General features: G+C 70.8%; 20 protein-coding genes and 2 pseudogenes. 17 read left to right on the top strand and 5 right to left on the bottom strand.

Annotated elements, in window-relative coordinates; all coding sequences use genetic code 11:
- Positions 1-3 precede the first annotated feature (3 nt).
- From LJB71_RS14250 to LJB71_RS14230, 5 genes are all read left to right on the top strand, one after another.
- Complete coding sequence (locus LJB71_RS14250; protein WP_259304670.1) at positions 4-1,086, top strand: hypothetical protein; 1,083 nt, start codon at positions 4-6, stop codon at positions 1,084-1,086.
- Positions 1,086-1,484, top strand: coding sequence for a hypothetical protein (locus tag LJB71_RS14245; protein WP_259304470.1), 399 nt, complete (start codon positions 1,086-1,088; stop codon positions 1,482-1,484). The genes LJB71_RS14250 and LJB71_RS14245 overlap by 1 nt, the downstream gene beginning before the upstream one ends.
- The gene (locus LJB71_RS14240) at positions 1,481-1,765 is read left to right on the top strand and encodes a hypothetical protein (protein ID WP_259304669.1); all 285 of its coding nucleotides are present in this window, start codon (positions 1,481-1,483) and stop codon (positions 1,763-1,765) included. The genes LJB71_RS14245 and LJB71_RS14240 overlap by 4 nt, the downstream gene beginning before the upstream one ends.
- Entirely contained in the window at positions 1,758-2,048 is a 291-nt protein-coding gene (locus LJB71_RS14235) for a hypothetical protein (protein WP_259304668.1), read from the top strand. Before LJB71_RS14240 ends, LJB71_RS14235 begins: the two co-directional genes overlap by 8 nt.
- 70 nt (positions 2,049-2,118) lie before the next feature.
- A complete protein-coding gene (locus LJB71_RS14230) occupies positions 2,119-2,268 on the top strand; it encodes a hypothetical protein (RefSeq protein ID WP_259304473.1) in 150 nt (49 codons plus the stop codon).
- A 6-nt stretch (positions 2,269-2,274) separates the two neighbouring features.
- Here LJB71_RS14230 and LJB71_RS14225 read toward each other — a convergent pair whose 3' ends face one another.
- Positions 2,275-2,526: a hypothetical protein gene (locus tag LJB71_RS14225; RefSeq protein WP_259304667.1), complete on the bottom strand. Its 252-nt coding sequence runs from the start codon at positions 2,524-2,526 to the stop codon at positions 2,275-2,277.
- A gap of 15 nt (positions 2,527-2,541) precedes the next feature.
- On the opposite strand from LJB71_RS14225, the gene LJB71_RS14220 reads away from it, so the two are divergent.
- The 9 genes from LJB71_RS14220 to LJB71_RS14180 all read left to right on the top strand — a co-directional run bounded on the left by LJB71_RS14220 (position 2,542) and on the right by LJB71_RS14180 (position 12,353).
- Positions 2,542-5,916: a tape measure protein gene (locus tag LJB71_RS14220; RefSeq protein ID WP_259304666.1), complete on the top strand. Its 3,375-nt coding sequence runs from the start codon at positions 2,542-2,544 to the stop codon at positions 5,914-5,916.
- A 151-nt stretch (positions 5,917-6,067) separates the two neighbouring features.
- Entirely contained in the window at positions 6,068-6,670 is a 603-nt protein-coding gene (locus LJB71_RS14215) for a hypothetical protein (RefSeq protein ID WP_259304665.1), read from the top strand.
- Positions 6,579-6,977, top strand: coding sequence for a hypothetical protein (locus tag LJB71_RS14210; RefSeq protein WP_259304664.1), 399 nt, complete (start codon positions 6,579-6,581; stop codon positions 6,975-6,977). Before LJB71_RS14215 ends, LJB71_RS14210 begins: the two co-directional genes overlap by 92 nt.
- Positions 6,974-8,485, top strand: coding sequence for a hypothetical protein (locus tag LJB71_RS14205; protein ID WP_259304663.1), 1,512 nt, complete (start codon positions 6,974-6,976; stop codon positions 8,483-8,485). The genes LJB71_RS14210 and LJB71_RS14205 overlap by 4 nt, the downstream gene beginning before the upstream one ends.
- On the top strand, positions 8,485-9,249 hold the full coding sequence (locus tag LJB71_RS14200; RefSeq protein WP_259304479.1) for a phage BR0599 family protein: 765 nt from the start codon (positions 8,485-8,487) through the stop codon (positions 9,247-9,249). The genes LJB71_RS14205 and LJB71_RS14200 overlap by 1 nt, the downstream gene beginning before the upstream one ends.
- Before the next feature lie 2 nt (positions 9,250-9,251).
- Complete coding sequence (locus tag LJB71_RS14195) at positions 9,252-9,479, top strand: hypothetical protein (protein WP_259304480.1); 228 nt, start codon at positions 9,252-9,254, stop codon at positions 9,477-9,479.
- The gene (locus tag LJB71_RS14190) at positions 9,476-9,685 is read left to right on the top strand and encodes a hypothetical protein (protein WP_259304481.1); all 210 of its coding nucleotides are present in this window, start codon (positions 9,476-9,478) and stop codon (positions 9,683-9,685) included. Before LJB71_RS14195 ends, LJB71_RS14190 begins: the two co-directional genes overlap by 4 nt.
- Complete coding sequence (locus LJB71_RS14185; RefSeq protein ID WP_259304482.1) at positions 9,685-11,958, top strand: phage tail protein; 2,274 nt, start codon at positions 9,685-9,687, stop codon at positions 11,956-11,958. The genes LJB71_RS14190 and LJB71_RS14185 overlap by 1 nt, the downstream gene beginning before the upstream one ends.
- A gap of 44 nt (positions 11,959-12,002) precedes the next feature.
- Positions 12,003-12,353, top strand: coding sequence for a DUF2793 domain-containing protein (locus tag LJB71_RS14180; protein ID WP_259304483.1), 351 nt, complete (start codon positions 12,003-12,005; stop codon positions 12,351-12,353).
- Between the two features lie 69 nt (positions 12,354-12,422).
- Here LJB71_RS14180 and LJB71_RS14175 read toward each other — a convergent pair whose 3' ends face one another.
- Positions 12,423-12,839 carry a DUF721 domain-containing protein gene (locus LJB71_RS14175; protein ID WP_259304662.1) on the bottom strand — a complete coding sequence of 139 codons (417 nt, stop codon included), beginning with the start codon at positions 12,837-12,839 and terminating at the stop codon, positions 12,423-12,425.
- Between the two features lie 161 nt (positions 12,840-13,000).
- On the opposite strand from LJB71_RS14175, the gene LJB71_RS14170 reads away from it, so the two are divergent.
- The 3 genes and pseudogenes from LJB71_RS14170 to LJB71_RS14160 all read left to right on the top strand — a co-directional run.
- Positions 13,001-13,870 carry a M23 family metallopeptidase gene (locus tag LJB71_RS14170; protein ID WP_240311073.1) on the top strand — a complete coding sequence of 290 codons (870 nt, stop codon included), beginning with the start codon at positions 13,001-13,003 and terminating at the stop codon, positions 13,868-13,870.
- 147 nt (positions 13,871-14,017) lie between these two features.
- Complete coding sequence (gene secA / locus LJB71_RS14165; protein ID WP_114959825.1) at positions 14,018-16,729, top strand: preprotein translocase subunit SecA; 2,712 nt, start codon at positions 14,018-14,020, stop codon at positions 16,727-16,729.
- Positions 16,730-16,783: 54 nt separating this feature from the next.
- Positions 16,784-17,202, top strand: a pseudogene (locus tag LJB71_RS14160) (NUDIX domain-containing protein); the annotation flags it as partial.
- A gap of 6 nt (positions 17,203-17,208) precedes the next feature.
- Here the strand turns inward: LJB71_RS14160 and LJB71_RS14155 are convergent.
- From LJB71_RS14155 to LJB71_RS14145, 3 genes and pseudogenes are all read right to left on the bottom strand, one after another.
- Positions 17,209-17,424, bottom strand: coding sequence for a dephospho-CoA kinase (locus LJB71_RS14155; protein ID WP_259304833.1), 216 nt, complete (start codon positions 17,422-17,424; stop codon positions 17,209-17,211).
- Positions 17,421-17,726, bottom strand: a complete 306-nt coding sequence (locus LJB71_RS14150) for a dephospho-CoA kinase (RefSeq protein ID WP_259304832.1) — start codon at positions 17,724-17,726, stop codon at positions 17,421-17,423. Before LJB71_RS14150 ends, LJB71_RS14155 begins: the two co-directional genes overlap by 4 nt.
- A gap of 20 nt (positions 17,727-17,746) precedes the next feature.
- Positions 17,747-17,820, bottom strand: a pseudogene (locus tag LJB71_RS14145) (dephospho-CoA kinase); the annotation flags it as partial.
- Positions 17,821-17,845 lie beyond the last annotated feature (25 nt).

Raw genomic sequence — 17,845 nt, 5'->3', positions numbered from 1 at the left:
CCCATGGCCCTCTACGATCTGGCAGGCAGCCTGTACGGCCCCGGCAGCGCAGGCGGCGCCACCGGAGTCGGCGTGCCCGTGGGCGGCGTGATCGCCCATCCTGGTCCACAGCCATCGGGGTATGCGCCGATGGCCGGCCAGTATCTGGACCTTGCGCAGTATCCGGCGCTGACCGGGGTGAACGATCCGCCCCTTGGCGCGGTGTTCACTACCCGCAGCGTGGGCGCGTCGATTTATTCCGTGATCAAGGCAGGGGCGCTATATGTGGCGACCGGGGGTGCCGGCGTCGTGCGCACCAGCGCGGACGTCGTGACCTGGACGACCCGCACATCGGGGACCAGCTATAACCTCTACGCCACGGCATGGTCGGGTGCGCTGCTGGTGGCGGTGGGCAACAATGGAACGCTCGTCACCAGCGCCGACGGCATCACCTGGACGGCGCGCAGCAGCGGCACGACACAGACGCTCTACAGCGTGACGTGGTCGTCGGCGCGTGGGCTGTTCGTGGCCGTGGGCAGCGCAGGAACGCTCATCACCAGCCCCGATGGCATCACCTGGACGGCGCGCAGCAGCGGCACGACGCAGACGCTCAACAGCGTGGTGTGGGTGGCGGGCCTGGGGCTGTTCGTGGCCGTGGGCAGCGCAGGAACGCTCATCACCAGCCCCGATGGCATCACCTGGACGGCGCGTAGCAGCGGCACGACGCAGACGCTGCAGGCCATCGCCTGGTCGGGGAGCGAGCTGATGGCGGTGGGGCAAAACGTGGCGTGTGTCAGCCCCGACGGCATCACCTGGACGGCGCGCAGTCATACGCTGGGGTACATGACCCTGCTGACCTATGCGGACGGGCGCTGGGTGGCTGGCGTCAGCATGGCGTACACCGCCAGCAGCGACAGCGGTATCACATGGTCACTGCCGATGTCGGTGGGCGGCACCGTCGCCTACCAGCCTCTCGTGGAGGAGGCGATGGTCTGGCTGCCGTCAGGCACATCGCTGATTGGACTGCCGCGCTCGCGGCCGGGCTACAGGTATCTGCCGGCGCTGTCTGCAGCGCCAGGCACCACGTATTACATGCGGGTGGCGTGATGGCTGTGTACAGCTACGATGATTATGGATTCCTGTCCGACCAGCCGATCGCGGGCCGCCAGACGCCCATCGCCCCACCACCGGCCCCGTGGCCGGACGGACAGCGCCCCAATTGGACCGGCGTGGAATGGACCATGCTCGCCTACCCGCCGCCGCCAGCGCCCGTCCCGGTGCCGGATGCCGTCACGCCGCGCCAGATCCGGCAGGCGCTGAACCGTGCTGGGCTGCGGGATGCGGTGGAGGCGGCGGTCGCCGCGGCAGGCCGCGACGTGCAGGACTGGTGGGAGTTCGCACTGACCATCGAGCGCGCGCACCCCATGGTGGAGGCTATGCTGCCAGCGCTCGGGCTGACGCCGGCGCAGGCGGATGACATCTTCAGGCTTGCGGGGACGCTATGAGCACACCCTTTGCAACGCGCGTCCAGCACCTGCTCATCGCGATGGATCAGCTGCTGTGGGTGGCGCTCACGCTGGGCGATGGTCTGCCGGACGAAACAGTCAGCGCGGCTGCCTGGCGGATGGAGCGCCAAAGGAAGCTCGCCGGCCGCATCCTGCGCCCGCTGATCGACATGATCTTCCGGCCGATCGAGCGTGACCATTGCCGCGCCAGCTTCGAGGCCGAGTGCCGGCGCAGCCAGCTACCACACATCTACGACACGGAGAGCACATTGCATGACTGACATCGCCCCCGTCACCGTCCGTGACCTGCCCGCGTTCCTGGCGGCCATCGAGCCGATCGCGCGCGAGCTTGCCAGCGGCGATATCGCTGGCGCGCTGCTGCGCCATGCCGATGCGGTGATCGAGGCCACCGCCATCGGCGCGGGCGTCGATCGTGCCTGGCTGGAGGCGCAGCAGACCGATGTGCTGGTGGAACTCGCGGCGAAGGTGCTGGAGGTGAACGCGGATTTTTCGCGCACCGCGTGCTGCCGGCGCTCCATCAGGCCGCCGATCGCCTGGCGCTGATCGCCTCTGGTGGCACGTATGGATCGCCCGGCTCGTCGGAGCAGGCTTCGGCTACCGCGACGTAATGGCCATGCCGTGGCCGCAGGCGCGGGACTTTCTCGACGCGGCGGCCCGGCTGGAGCGCGAACGGCTGATGCAGTCGGCGGTGGCCGCCCGCGCGGCGCAGGCCGACGAGAAGGGGTGGAAGGCGTGGGTGAAGGAGATGTGCCGTGGCGAGTGAGCGCCTTCAGCGCGAGTTCGGCCAGAACAGCACGGTGCGAACGCGCTTGGCCCATCGCGCACCAAGCCCTTCGGCCACGCCCAGCACCACGCACAGCACCAGAAAGGCCGCCATCAGCACCAGCCACCACCGCGGCATGAGGAACACTGCCAGCACGGCAGTGAACGCCAGGCCGAGATAAAAGAAGTACCGCACGAAGAGCGCCAGGACGTCCGCCATGACCAGAGACCTCAAAGTCGCGCTGCGGATCACGGCCAAGGATAGCACCCAGGGGTGCTCGGCAAGACGCGCGCCGGTCTGGAGTCGATCTCGCGCCAGCTGGAGGTGGCGCGTAATGCGTTCGTGGCATTCCAGGGTGCACTGCAGCTCAGGGCCGGCATTGCCGGCCTGGCGGCGCTGGCCGACCAAGTGCAACAGGCCAATGCGCGGCTCAGACTTGCGACCAGTTCCGTGCAGGAGTTTGCCGCCGCGCAGGCGCTGGCCTATCGCGTGGCGGCCCAGACGGGCGCAGGCTATGAGGCGGTATCGACGCTCTATACCCGTCTGGCGCAGGCCGCCGGCGGCCTGGGCATCACCCAGGCGCAGGTGGCCAGGACCACGGAAGCCACGGCGCTGGCGCTCAAGGTGTCCGGGGCGTCGGCCGGGGAGTCCGCCGCGGTCATCACGCAGCTGTCGCAGGCCTTGGGCTCCGGCGTGCTGCGCGGCGATGAGTTCAACTCCATCATGGAGAACGGCGGGCGCCTGGCGCAAGCGCTGGCCGACGGTCTAGGCCTGCCGGTGGGCCGGATGCGTGAACTCGCCGAAGCTGGCTTGCTGACCACGGATGTGGTCGTGCGCGCTCTGGAGTCTCAGTCCGGCAGGCTCAAGGCAGAGGCTGCCACGATGCCTGTGACCATCGGCCAGGCGCTCTCGCAGGTGCGCGATGAGTTCGGGCGGACGATCGACAGGATCAACCAGTCGGTGGGCGCGACGTCGGCTGTGTCCAGCGCGTTTACGGCGCTGGCCCGCCACATGAAGGACGTGATCGGGGGTGTCGCCGTTGCGGCGGTGGGTGCACTGACCGTGGCGACGTTTCGCGGCGGGCAGGAGGCCGTGGCGTATGTGCAGAAGCAGCTGGCCAAAATTGCCGCAGACCGGCAGGCGGCGATTGCGGCACAGGCGGTGGCCGCGAATGAAGTCGCCAAGGCGCAGGCCATGCTGGCCGCGGCGCAGGCGGCGGTGGCCTCATCCAGCGGCATGGCGCGTCTGACGGTCGTGCAGACGCAGTTGGTGCCGGCCCAGCAGAAGCTGGCGGCCGCGCAGAATGCCTTGAACGCGGCGCAGGCGGCCGGAACCGTGACCGCCCGCGCGCTCTCGGCGGCGATGGCGGCGATCGGCGGCCCTATCGGGTTGATCCTGACGCTGCTGACCGCCGGCGCCACCGCCTGGGTAATCTGGGGCGACAAGGCGGCCGAGGCTGGCGACAAGGCCAAGGCGGCCGCCGACAAGGCCCGCGATGCCATCGAGCAGGCCAATGCGGCGCGCGACCGCCTGGCGCGCGAGCAGCGCTTCGGCAGTGGCGATGCAGGCGCGCTGCGCGAGGGGATCGCGGCCGCTGGCGCGGAGATCGCCGCCAAGACCCAGGCGCTGATCGCCGCCCAACGCGACGCCGAGAGCGCACGACAGAGAATCCTCTACGCGCAAGAGCGGGACGGGCTGGCCGCCGTGGCGGCGTATCAGCGCCAGATCGACAAGATCAAGGCGCTACGCGCGGAGATCGCGGGCCTGCAGCGCGACCGCGAGGCCAACATCCAGGCGCTGGCCAGACTACCCGCCAGTGGGGAATCTGGGGGTATGACGGCGCTGGGCCGGGAGGTGATGGGCAAGCAATTCGACGCATTCCTCGAGCAGTACCGCGCCAAGATCGACCCGCTGGCCGCCGCGCTCAAGGACCTGCGCGAGCAGGCGCAGCGCGCCGGGGTCGCGCTCGACTCTCCGAAGTTCAAGGACGCCGAAGCGCTGGTCCGGAAGGCGTTTGCCAGGAAAAGCGCGGCCGATGGTGCCTCGCCTATGGCCGCGCGCGAGCAGTTCGATGCCGAACTGACGCTGCTCAAAGACGCATTGCAGCGCCAGCAACGCGCGCTCGACGCGGCGCTGCAAGACCGCCTGATCTCGCTGCGCGACTACTATGCGCGCAAGACGGCGCTGGAGCAGCAGGAAGTCGATGCCGAGATCGCCCGCAAGCAGCAGGAACTCGCCCGCAGCCGGCAGGTCGCCGCAGGCGCCGGCAACGAGAACGAGCGCCTGCGCGCACGCGGCGAGGTCGCGCGGATCGAGGCCGAGCTGATCGTCCTCAACAACAAGCGCGCCGACATCGAGCAGGCCAACGCTAGAGCCGCCGCCCAGGCCGAGCGCGAATTGGCCGATGCGCTGGCACAGGCACGCGAGGAACTCGCCCAGCTCACCGGCACCGACACGGCGGAAGACCTGCGCGCCGCGATCGAGCGCAGCTACCGGGATCTTCGCGCACGCCTGGCGGCCGAGAACGACGCCGCGGGCGTGGCGCTGATCGACCGGCTCATCGACGTCAAGGCCGCACAGGCCAACCTCGAGGCGATCGAAGCCCAGTGGCGGCAGGTCACGGAGCGGCTGCGCAACGCCCAGGAGGCGATCCAGATCCAGACCCAGGCCGGCTTGCTCACCGAAGCCCAGGCCCGGAAGCAGATCGTGGCCCTGCAGCAGCAATCGGCGGCCGAGATGCAGCGCCTGCTGCCCGCGATGCAGCAGGCCGCGCAGGCGATCGGCCCGGAGGCGGTGATCCGCGTGGCGGCCTTCCGCAACGAGCTGGAACGCACGCGGCTGGTCACCGATGAACTCGCGCCGGTGTGGAACCGCATCGGCGAGGCGTTCGGGCAGGCGGTGCAGGGGATCGTCAGCGGCGCGCAAAGCATGCGCGAGGCGCTCTCCAACATCTTCCGCGCCATTTCCGATGCGTTCTTGCAGGAGATGGTCATCAAGCCGTTCCAGGCGTGGGTGGCGGGGCAGGCGCGGATGCTGGCGGTCAAGCTTGGCTTGCTCCAGCAGGAGCAGGCCGCCGAGACCGCCGCGGCCGCGCAGTCGGTGGCCACCAAGCAGGCCGAGACGGCGGCCAAGGTCAGCGCCAGCGCCGCCGAAGCCGGCGCCGGGGCGGCCGCCTCGCAGGCGTCGATTCCGGTCGTGGGCCCGGGGCTGGCGATTGCCGCGATGGCGGCGATGGTCGCGGCCGTCATGGCGCTGCTGGGCAACATCAAGAAGTTCGCCGCCGGCGGCTATGTCACCGGCCCGGGGACCGGCACCTCCGATTCCATCCCCGCGCGGCTGTCGGCCGGCGAGTACGTGGTGCGGGCCGCGGCCGTGCAGCGCGTGGGCGTGGCGTTTCTGGACGCCATCAATGGCATGCAGGCTCCGCCCGCCTGGGACGGCCAGCGTTTGGCCTTCGCTGCCGGTGGACTGGTGCCATCCGTGCAGCCGCCGCCGGCCGCACCGCAGGTCAACACCGCCGTGCGCATCGTCAACGCCATCGACCCGGGCGTCACCCACGACCACCTGCAAACGCCCGCCGGCGAGCGGGTGATCCTCAACATCATCGGGCGCAACGCACGCGCGGTGCGCGCCGCCCTCCAGGGATAAGCCATGGCCTTGCTCTTCATCGACGGTTTCGACCACTACGACCCGCAGACGCTGGACCCCTTCGGCCAGCCGTGAGCTGGCGCGCGGCAAGGCGGCGTATCTGTCGCCGCAGGCCACGCGCATCCCAGGCCGGCGACCCTCGTCCTATGCCTTGCGCCTGCCGGCCGGTGGCGGCGGCGGGTATGTGAAGAACCTGGAGACCGGGCGCACCAGCCTCATCGTGGGTGCGGCGCTGCGCGTGGCGCCGTTCGAGAACACCGGTGAGGAGCCGGTGCTGCTCGGCGTGCGCGACGCCTCCGCGCAGGTCGCCCACCTCGTCAAAATCGGCGAGGACGGGCGGCTGAAGCTCTACCGTCGGCAATCCGGCTATGACCAGTGGATCGCGACCTCGGTCGCGACCGCCCCCGCGCGCGGCTGGCACTACGTCGAGCTGCAGGTCGTGCAGGGCACCAGCGACGGCGTGCTGTCGGTGCACCTCAACGGGATACTTGCCATCCAGCTCACCGCGCAGAACACGCTGCAAGGCGGCGGCCAGCTGCTCACCGCCTTCGTGGGTGCCGTGCCGGGGCAACCCTGTCCGATCACGGTCGATGTGGACGACCTGTACCTGGCCGACACCTCTGGCACGCTCAACACCACCTTCCTGGGCGATGTGCGGGTCGATGCGGCTCGAGGCGCAGGCCGATGGGGTACTGAACCAGTGGACCGTCGAAGGGGCGGCCAGCGCCTGGCAGGCGGTCAGCGACGGCGATGAGGCCAGCGGCATCCGCGCGAACACCGCCGGCCTGCGCCAGACCTTCGACGTCGAAGCGCTGCCGGTGATGGCCACGCCCGCCCTCCACGGCGTGCAGGTGACGATGCTGGCGCGCAAGACCGATGCCGGCGCGGGGGCGGTCAAGGGGCTGGTGGACAGCGCTGGGCAGACCGCCGTGAGCACCGATGTCGTCCTGCAAGAGCAGCTGGCCTGGCACACGGCGCTGTTCGAACGCGATCCGAACGGCGATGTCCCCTGGACCGAAGCCGCCTTCAACGCGGCCGAGTTCGGCGTGGAGTCGGTATGACGGATCGGCGTCTCGCCACCGGACTGACCGAGACCGCCGCCGGCCCGCAGCCGGGCGCGGCGCTGGCCCTGCTGCGCGCCGAGGCGCTGGCGCGGCCGGATTCCGGGAGCGGCGTGACCCATCTGGCGCCGGAGACGCTCGCCCGGCCGGCGCCCGGGGTGGGGCTGGCCCGGGCCGTGATCGAGGTGCTGCGCCGCGACACCGCCGCCGCGGCGATGGTCGCCGGTGCGCTGGAGGCCTTCGGCGAAGCGCCGTGGCCGCAGGCTCCGCGCGGGGTCTTCGCCTTCCGCCACGACTGGGCCGAACCCCTGGTGGAACGGCTGGAGTGGCAGACGGCCGTCACCCGGCTGGCCAGCGGCAACGAGGCGCGGCAGGCGCTGCGCCTGGTGCCGCGGCGACTGCTGACCTACCACGTCGGCCACGGACGCGCCAGCGATGCGCTGGTCGCCGACTGGCTCGCCGACCACCTCGGGCACATGGCGCTGTGGCCGCTGCCGCATCGGGCGCTGACGCTCAGCCGCCCTGCAGCGCAGGGCGATGATGCACTCGCAGTCGCATCCGTCTCCATCGTCGCCTGGGAGCGCCCGGCGGCCGATCTGCACCTGACCTATGCCGGCGTGGAGGATTGGGGAGACGATGCATGGCGGGCGCTCGTGCTCGCGCCTGACGGCTGGCAGCTGGCTCCGCTCGACTCGGTCGAGGCTGGCACGCTCTGGCTCGCCGCCCCGCTGGCACGCGCGGTGCCGGTAGGCGCGGCCGTCATGCCGCTGGTGTGGGGCATGGCCAGCGAGGCGGCCGATCTGGCGCAATGGGTGCCCGGCGTGGCCGGCGGCCGCGTGACCGCCTCCCTCACGCCCGCGCCCCTGCCGGACATGGACCTGCCGGGCGACCCGCTGCTCGACGGACTGCCGGTGTGGCCCGAAGGCAACTGGCGCGACGACCCTTCCGTCACGGCGCAGGGCATGGTCACCCGGCAGGACCTCTCACCCGCCGACCCCTGGGTGCGGCGTGACGACCCGTGGCCGACGACGACCTTCCAGCGCCGCTATTTGGCCACAGGCCCGCAGAACATCGAGCGCTGGCGGGCGCGGCTGTACCGCGCCCAGGGGCGGCTCGGTGCCTGCTGGCTGCCCGATGGGCTGGCGCCGGTGCTGCGGGTGACGGCGGAGGCCGATCCCGGCGACGGCTTCCTGCGGGTGACGGGCGAGGACATTTCTGCGTTCTGGCACCGCCCGGCGGGCGCGCTGATCCTGCACCCGGACGGCAGCCGGCAGCATGTGCTGACCGCGACCTGCCACCGCGACCAGGGCGGCGTGCTGGTATTGCGCTCGGGCCTCGATGCCGCGGTGCCTGCCGGCAGCCGCGTGGTGCGCCTGGCGCGCTGCCGGCTCGACCACGACGCCGTCGATCTGTACTGGCACACCCCCGCGCTGGTCGAGATCCCCCTGACCCTGCGCCAGCTGCCCGAGCCGCGCGGCCAGCAGCGGCCCCCCCGCGAGGAATACTGATGGAGATCGACCTGTACGACGTCACCCTCGGCACGCGCGTGTTGCACCTGACGCCGCACGAGACGGTGGTGCAGCTGGACGGCCCGCGCTACCTGCCGCTGCCGATCCGGCGCAATGCGCTGGCGCTCGGGGCCGAGGCGGCCAAGGCGGCGCTGGAGCTGGACGTGCCGCCGGACTGCGAGCTGGTGCGCCAGCTGCTGGCCGCCGCCGTGACCGGCGAGACCTCCATGCTCCGGCTGCGGACCGCACAGCCGGATGCCTATGGTGGCTGGACATTCCTGACGCGCTGGATGGGCCGCGTGCTCGGGGTGGAGGTGGCCGACGACTCTGCGCGCATCCGCGGCGAGTCGGCGCAGGTGAGCCTGAAGCGCATCGGCTTGCGGCGCCTGTACAGCCGCGCCTGCGCGCACGTGCTGTACTCGGCCGCGTGCGGGGCGACGCCGATCGTGGCCAGCGCCGTGGTGAGCAACAGCGCAGGCCGCACCGTCGATCTCGCCGGCGGTGTCCCCGCGGCGGTGGCCGGCATGCTCTCCGGCGGCTGGCTGGAGACGGCCAGCGGCGTGCGCCACATGATCGTGAGCGAATCGACCGCGGGCGTGGAACTGCTGTATCCGGCACCGCTGGCGCCCGGCGACGGCATCACGCTGACGGCCGGTTGCGACCACAGCACGGCCACCTGCGCCGCGCGCTTTTCCAACCTCGACAACTACGGCGGCTTCCCCTTCATCCCGACCAAGAACCCGTTTGCGACCGGAGTGTTTTAACCATGTGGTACGTCGTCGCGATCGTCGTCACCGCACTGCTGTCGGTGGCCCTGATGCCCAAGCCGCCGGCCCCGAAGCCGGCCGCCCTGGAGGATTTCGAGGCGCCCACGGCCGAGGAGGGCCGGCCGATCCCGGTCGTCTTCGGCGCGGTGCTCATCCGTGGTGCCAACGTCGTCTGGTACGGGGACCTTGCGGCCGAACCGATCAAGAAGAAGAGCGGCAAGAAGTGAGCCAGGACGTGACCGTCACCATCGCCCACGTGCGCGCCGCCGGGATGTGCGTGCACGGCGCGCGCACCTGGTTCGCGCGTCACGGCCTGGACTTCCGCGCCTTCCTGCGCGAGGGCATCCCGGCACAGGTCATGCTGGCCACCGGCGATGCGATGGCACTGCGCGTGGTCGAAGTCGCCCGGCAGGGGCATGAGGAGCCGCACTGATGGGCGGCAAGAGCAAAAAGCAGACCGTCGGCTACCGCTACCGGATGGGCCTGCACCTGGTGCTGTGCCAGGGGCCGGTGGACGCGGTGCAGGAGATCCAGGTGGGCGACCGCACCGCCTGGGGCGATGCCAGCCGCGCACCGCTGCCGTCCGGCCACGGGCTCGGGCGCATCCGGATCGATGCGCCCAGGCTCTTCGGCGGCGACGAACGCGAAGGCGGGGTGGTGGGTGATGTGGACGTGATGGGCGGCGCGCCCACCCAGGGCCGCAACGACTACCTGATGGGCCGCCTCGGCGCGGCCATCCCGGCCTTCCGCGGCGTGCTGTCGCTGGTGGCGCGCAAGATCCTGCTGGCCACCAACAACCCGTATCTGAAGCCCTGGGCGGTGCGGGTGCGGCGCTTCACGGCGGGCTGGCACGATACGGGATGGGGGCTCACCGAGGCCGAGGTGAGAGCCTGGGATGCCGACACCGGGGCCTTTGTCACCGTCGGCATGAACCCGGCGCACATCCTGGTACAGTGCCTGACCGACCCGCACTGGGGCATGGGCTATCCGCTGAGTGCCATCGGCAATGGCTTTGGCCAGGCCGCATCGGTGCTGGCCAGTGAGCAGTTCGGGCTGAACCTGATCTGGACGCGCCAGCAGCCCATCGAGAGCTTCATCGCCCAGGTGCTCGACCACATCGGCGGCATCCTCTACGTCGATCCGGAGCGGGGCACGTTCGAACTGAAGCTGCTGCGCGACGATTACTGGATCGATGACCTGCCGCTGCTGGGCCCCGACGAGATCGTGCGCATGGAGCGCTTCGAGCGCGCGCAGTGGGGGGAGTTGCCCAACGAGATCACCGTGGTCTACACCGACTGGGCCACCGGCGGCGAGGCCACCGTCTCGGTGCAGAACCTCGCGGCCATCCAGCTGCAAGGCGGGGTGATCAACCAGCGCCGTGACTATCCGGGCGTCAACTTTGGTCCGCTGGCCGCGCGGTTGGCGCTGCGCGATCTGCGCACCCTCGGCTCGCCTTTGGCGCGCATGACGTTCACCATCGCCCCTTCCGCCCTGGAGCGCCCGCCCCTGCCGGGGGACGTGTTCCTGCTGCATTGGCCGCGTCTTGGCATCGAGCGCATGGTGGTGCGCGTGACCGGCATCGACACCGGCGCGCTGGGCGCCATCGAGTGGCGCATCGAGGCGGTGGAGGACGTCTTCGGCATGACCGACACCGTTCTGTCGCCCCCGCCGCCGCCGATCGAGGAGCCGCCGCTCGCGCCGCTGCCGCCCGCCCTGGTGCTGGCGGTCGAGGTGCCGTACTGGGAACTGGCGCGCAACCTGAGCCGGGCTGACCTGGCCCAGATCACCGACACCGACACCTATGTCGGCGCGCTGGCCGCTGCGGGCGGCCAAGGGCAACTCAACTGGCGGCTGGCCACCGGCCCCGGCAGCGCAAGCCTGGAGGCGGTGGCCACCGAGGATTACGCGCCGCTGCTGCGGCTGGAGGCCGCCTTGCCGGCGAGCGAGGCCGATGCGCTCACCGTGCCGGTGACGGCCCTGGCAAGCCCCGAGCGCCTGAGCATCGGCGACTACGCCTACCTGGTCGATGCCGCAGGCCAGATCCGCGAAGCCGTGGCGATCCTCGCCTTCGATGCCACCGCGGGCACAGTGGATCTCGCCCGCGGGGTGCTCGACACCACGCCGCAGATGCATCCGGCCGGCACGCGGCTGGTGGGCGTGGGCGAGTGGCTGGCCGCCGAGACCGCCGAGCGCGCGCCGGGCGAGTCGGTGTTCGTGGCCGCCATCCCGCGCACGACCGGCGCCGAAGGGGATGCGGTGCTGGCTGCCAACGGTGCGCCCCTCGTGCTCGCCGGCCGCCAGGCGCGGCCGTACCCGCCGGGGCGCGTCCGGCTCAACGGTCAGCAGGAACCCGCCGTGATCGCCGGCGACCTGATCCTGACCTGGGCGCACCGCGACCGCACCCAGCAGACCGCCTACCTCGTGCGGCAGGACGAGGGTGACATCGGCCCCGAGCCCGGCACCTCCTACACCGTGCGCCTGCGTGACCGCAACGGCACTCTGGTGCGCACGCAGAGCGGCCTCACCGGCAACACCTGGACCTGGGACGTGGCCAGCGCCGCCGTGGACGCGGGTGCCGAAGGAGACCTCATCACCATCGAGATCGAAGCCGAGCGCGAGGGGCTTGTGAGCTGGCAGGCGCAGGTGCGCAGCGTCGAGCGCGCCGGCTACGGCCTGCGCTGGGGCCAGTACTGGGGCGGTGGATAACCCCACCGCGAATCCGGTTTGAACGCACCGCAAGGAGACATGTCATGGCATTGACCGATCCGAATCTTGGCCTCGCCTACGGATGGACCCTGGGCGAATCCGGCTGGCACACCGGGATGGACGCCAACCTCAAGCGCCTGGGGGCCATCGTCGGCCTGTCCGTCAAAGACCGCGACCTGACCGCGCCGCCCGCCAGTCCGGCCGATGGCGACCGCTACATCATCCCTGCCGGCGCGACCGGCGCCTGGAGCGGCAAGGCCGACCAGATCGCGCTGTGGATCGACGGCGCCTGGGAGTACCACGCGCCCAAGGTCGGGTGGCTCGCCTACATCGAGGACGAGGCTGTGCTCTCGGTCTGTAAGGCGACCGGATGGAGCATAGGGGCCGCAATCTGACCAAAATGCGGGTGTACCCCTGTCTCAAATCAGGTGCAAAACTGTCTCAAATCAGGTGCGCAATTACAATCACCGGCTTGTGCCGCTAGGATGCCCCCTCGCCGCGGCGGACCGGGGGTCCCTGCGGCGGGCCCTGCTCAGCGCGGCTCCGGCGCGTCGTCCGCACCGGAGCGCAGCAGCGCCAATGCCGCCTGCAGGCCCGGCGAAGGGCCAGCGGCCGGCGGCGGGGCGCGGCGCGGCGGGCGGGTCCAGCGGCTGGGCGGCCACCTTGATGCCCACCGCCTCCACCTCCAGCCCGAGGGAACGGGCGGCGTCGATCAGGCCGGGCGAGGCCAGCCGCAGCCGGGCATGCCAGGCCGGGGCATCGACGAGGAACACCAGCCGGCGTCCGCGGACGTTGGCCAGGCGCGCATGCGCCGCCAGCCCCGCCGGCAGGTGGGGACGCAGCAGTTGATCGACCGCGGCGAGCCATTGGGCACGGCGCAACGTCCCCCCCGGAGGGGCCGGCGAGCAGCGCGTCCAGCGCGACGCGCGGGCCGGCGCCGGGGGGCGGAGCGGGAATCAGGCATCGAGGCATGGCAGGAACGGACCACCCACACGATACTCCGCGGCGCGCGATCGCGCAGGCGTACCGCCTGCGCGCATGGATGCGGCGCAGGCCGTGGGCCACCCTGGCCCTGCTGCTGGGCGCCGGCATGCTGTGCGGCGCCGCGGTCCGCAGCGCGATCGGGCTGGCCGAGGTCGAGGCCCTGCAGGCCGCGGATTCCGCGCGCCAGGCCGAACTGGACAAGCTGCGCCGCGATGCCCAGCGCGAGGTCAACGCACTGGCGGCACGCCTGGCCGAGCTGCAGGCGCAGGCCAACCGCCTGAACGCACTGGGCAGCCGGCTGGCGCGCGCCGGCCAGCTGGACGACGGCGAGTTCGATTTCGACCAGGAACCGGGCCAGGGCGGCGGCGAGGCCGCGCACGACATGCCGCCGGCCGAGCTGCAGGCGCGGCTGTCCGCGCTGGAGGCCGACTACCGCCGCGCCGACACCCAGCTGGGCGTGCTCGAGGCCCTGCTGTTCAACCGTCAGCTGGACCGCAACGCGCTGCCCTCGCGCCTGCCGATCGCCGGCAGCTACGTCACCTCCGGCTTCGGCGACCGCGCCGATCCGTTCGGTGGTGGCGGCCAGTTCCACAAAGGCATCGACTTCCAGGCCAACGTCGGCGATCCGGTGCTGGCGGTCGCCGACGGCATGGTCAGCTTCGCCGGGGTCCGCAACGGCTACGGCAACACCATCGAGGTGGACCATGGCAACGGGTACGTCACCCGGTATGCCCATAATTCGCGCCTGACCCAGCAGGTGGGCGATCTGGTGCGCGCCGGGCAGGAGATCGCCCGCGCCGGCTCCAGCGGCCGCTCCACCGGTGCCCACGTCCATTTCGAGCTGTGGCAGGACGGGGTGGTGCGCAATCCGCGCAAGTTCCTGGGCCACAACGATGCTCTGGCCCGGCACGGGCCCGCCCGCGGCTGACAACGGCCGGGGCTTGCCAACACGGCGGGCCGCCACCAGCTAAACTTGACGATTCCCGATCGCCGGGCCTCCCGCGGTCGGGCGCGTTGCCGTCCACATCTACGATGCCGCGCCGCAGGCGCCCATCCCGCAGGGATTGCCCAACCGATGCTCAATAGTTTGCTCACTAGTATTTTCGGCAGCCGCAACGAGCGCCTGCTCAAGCAGTACGGCGCCGTGGTCAGGAAGATCAACGCGCTGGAACCGCAGATGCAGGCGCTGTCCGACGAGGCGCTGAAGGCCAAGACCGCCGAGTTCCGGGAGCGCATCGGCAAGGGCGAGTCGCTCGACAAGCTGCTGCCCGAGGCGTTCGCGGTCTGCCGCGAGGCGTCCGTGCGCGTGTTCGGCATGCGCCACTTCGACGTGCAGCTGATCGGCGGCATGGTCCTGCACGCCGGCAAGATCGCCGAGATGCGCACCGGCGAGGGCAAGACCCTGACCGCGACCCTCGCGGTGTACCTGAACGCGCTGGAAGGCAAGGGCGTGCACGTGGTCACCGTGAACGACTACCTGGCCCGCCGCGACGCCGCCCAGATGGGCAAGCTCTACAACTGGCTGGGGCTGTCGGTCGGCGTGATCTACCCCGGCATGAGCCATGCCGACAAGGGCCCGGCCTACGCCTGCGACATCACCTACGGCACCAACAACGAATTCGGCTTCGACTACCTGCGCGACAACATGGCGCTGGCCAAGGAGGACCGCTTCCAGCGCGGCCTCAACTTCGCGATCGTGGACGAGGTGGACTCGATCCTGATCGACGAGGCGCGTACGCCGCTCATCATTTCAGGTCCTGCCGATGAATCCCCAGAGCTGTATATCAAGGTGGATGCCATCGTCCCGGCGCTGAAGCGCCAGGAGACCGAGGAGTCCGAAGGCGACTACTGGGTGGACGAGAAGCAGAAGCAGGTCCACCTGTCCGAAGCCGGCCAGGAGCACGCCGAGGCGCTGCTGCGCCAGGCCGGCGTGCTGGGCGAGGACGAGAGCCTGTACGCCGCGCAGAACATCCACGTGGTGCACCACCTGAACGCGGCGCTGCGCGCGCACTCGATCTACCAGCGCGACGTGGACTACATCGTGCGCGACGGCGAGGTGATCATCGTCGATGAGTTCACCGGCCGCACCCTGCCGGGGCGGCGCTGGTCGGACGGCCTGCACCAGGCGGTGGAGGCCAAGGAGCGCGTGCCGGTGCAGCGCGAGAACCAGACCCTGGCGTCGGTGACGTTCCAGAACCTGTTCCGCATGTACAAGAAGCTCTCGGGCATGACCGGCACCGCCGACACCGAGGCCTACGAGTTCCAGAACATCTACGGGCTGGAAGTGGTGGTGATCCCCACCCACCGCCCGATGATCCGCAAGGACCATTCCGATTTGGTGTTCCTCAACAAGGCCGGCAAGTATCGCGCGGTGATTCGCGACATCCTGGAGTGCGTGGAGCGTGGCCAGCCGGTGCTGGTCGGCACCACTTCGATCGAGGTGTCCGAGCTGCTCAGCAACGAACTGGCCAAGGCCGGGATCGCGCACGAGGTGCTGAATGCCAAGCAGCACGAGCGCGAGGCGCACATCGTGGCGCAGGCCGGCCGCCCGGGTGCGGTGACCATTGCGACCAACATGGCCGGTCGTGGTACCGACATCGTGCTCGGCGGCTCGCTGGAAGCGGAGCTGGCGGCGCTGGGCGAGGATGCCCCGGTCTCCGAGAAGGAGCGGGTGAAGGCCGAATGGCAGCAGCGCCACGACGCGGTGGTAGCCGCCGGCGGCCTGCACATCATCGGCACCGAGCGCCACGAGTCGCGCCGCATCGACAACCAGCTGCGCGGCCGTTCCGGGCGCCAGGGCGACCCGGGGTCGTCGCGCTTCTACCTGTCGCTGGAAGACAACCTGATGCGCATCTTCGCCGCCGACTGGGTGAAGAAGGTGATGGAGCGCATGGGCCTGAAGGAGGACGACATCATCGAGTCGCCGCTGGTGACCCGCCAGATCGCCAATGCCCAGCGCAAGGTCGAGGCCCACAACTTCGACATCCGCAAGAACCTGCTGGACTTCGACGACGTCAACAACGACCAGCGCAAGGTGATCTACCAGCAGCGCAACGAGTTGCTGGAAGCCGACAGCATCCAGGAGAACATCGAAGGCATCCGCCGCGACGTGGTGGCCGACACGGTGGCGCGTTTCGTGCCGCCGGAGTCGATCGACGAGATGTGGGACCTGCCGGGGCTGGAGGCCGAGCTGGCCGCCGAATTCGGGCTGCAGCTGGACCTGGTGGGCCTGCAGAAGGGGCGCGAGGAGCTGGACGCCGGCCAGGTGCTGGAGTTCGTGCAGGAGGCGATGGACGCGCTGTTTGCCGAGAAGGAAGCGCAGACCGGCAGCGAGACCATGCGCATGCTGGAAAAGCACGTGATGCTCAACGTGCTGGACCAGAACTGGAAGGAACACCTGGCGCGCATGGACTACCTGCGCCAGGGCATCCACCTGCGCGGCTATGCCCAGAAGCAGCCCAAGCAGGAGTACAAGCGCGAGGCGTTCGAGCTGTTCTCGGAGCTGCTGGAGCGGGTCAAGCGCGAGGTGATCTCGCTGCTGGCGCGCATCCGCGTGCGCAGCGAGCAGGAAGTGGCCGAGGCCGAAGCGCAGGAGCGCGCCCGCGCCGAGGCGGTGGCCCGGCAGATGCAGTTCCAGCATCCCGACATGGGCGGGCTGGGCGCCGACGAGGAAGCGGCGGATGTCCAGCTGCAGCGGCTGATCGCCTCCGGCCGGATCGGGCGCAACGATCCCTGCCCCTGCGGCAGCGGCAAGAAGTTCAAGCACTGCCATGGACAGTTGGCCTGAGCCACGGGCCATGCGGATGCGCCCGGCGCCATGCCGGGGGCGCGGGCGGCCGCGATGAGCGCGCCCTCGGTACACGTGGTGGCCGCGGTGCTGCGGGATGCGCGCGGGCGCATCCTGCTGACCCGGCGCACCGAGGGGCGCGACCTCGCCGGCCTGTGGGAATTCCCCGGTGGCAAGGTGGAGCCGGGCGAGGCGCCGGAGGCCGCCCTCGTGCGCGAGCTGCGCGAGGAGCTGGAGATCGAGGCCGAGATCGGCGCGCCGGTCGCCTGCGTGGAGGCCGACAGTCCCGGCAAGCGGGTGCGGCTGGACGTGCGCGAGGTGCGCTTCCGCGGCAAGCCGCGCGGTGTCGAGGGCCAGGCGCTGGCCTGGGTGCCGCTGCGCAAGCTGCCGGACTACCCGATGCCGCCGGCGGATCTGCCGGTGGTCGAGCTTCTGCTCAAGGGGGCAGCGGGCTGACGCGGCGTTCGCGGCAGGCGCGCTCAGGTCGCGGCCAGCCGCCGGTACAGCCGGTCCAGCGCCGCGACCTGCGCGGCCAAGGCCTCCGGCGTGCCGTCGTTGCGGATCACGTCGTCGGCGATCGCCAGCCGCTGCGTGCGGCTGGTTTGTGCCGCCAGCATGCGGCGGGCCAGCCCGGCCTCGATGCCGTCGCGCGCCTGCAGGCGCGCCAGGCGCGCCGCCTCGTCGGCGTCGATCACCAGGATGCGGCGCAGCCTGGATAGGCGCGGCGCCCGCCGACCTCGGCCAGCAGCGGGATCGAGGCGATGGCATACGGGCTGGCGGCAGTCTGGCATGCGGCGTGCAAGGCAGCACGCACGCGCGGGTGCACGATGCCCTCCAGCACGTGTCGGGCCTCCGCATCCTCGAAGATCCGCCGCCGCATTGCCGCACGGTCGAGGCTTCCGTCTGCGCCGAGCACATTCGGACCGAAGGCCGCGACCACCTCGCGCAGCCCCTGAGCTGCCTGGCGCCAGCGCCGCGCGCGCGGCGGCATCGGCATCCGCCACGCCGATGCCCAGCTCGCGGAATGCGGATTCGGCCAGGCTCTTGCCCGAGGCCACGCCGCCGGTCAGGCCGATGAGGTAGTCGCTCATGCCGGCATTATGGAGTGCCGCGCCG

The organism is Thermomonas sp. S9 (genome assembly GCF_024704365.1).
Classification (GTDB): Bacteria; Pseudomonadota; Gammaproteobacteria; order Xanthomonadales; family Xanthomonadaceae; genus Thermomonas.
The sequence above is the reverse complement of the archived record's forward strand: the minus strand, read 5'-3'. Positions and strand labels throughout refer to the sequence as shown.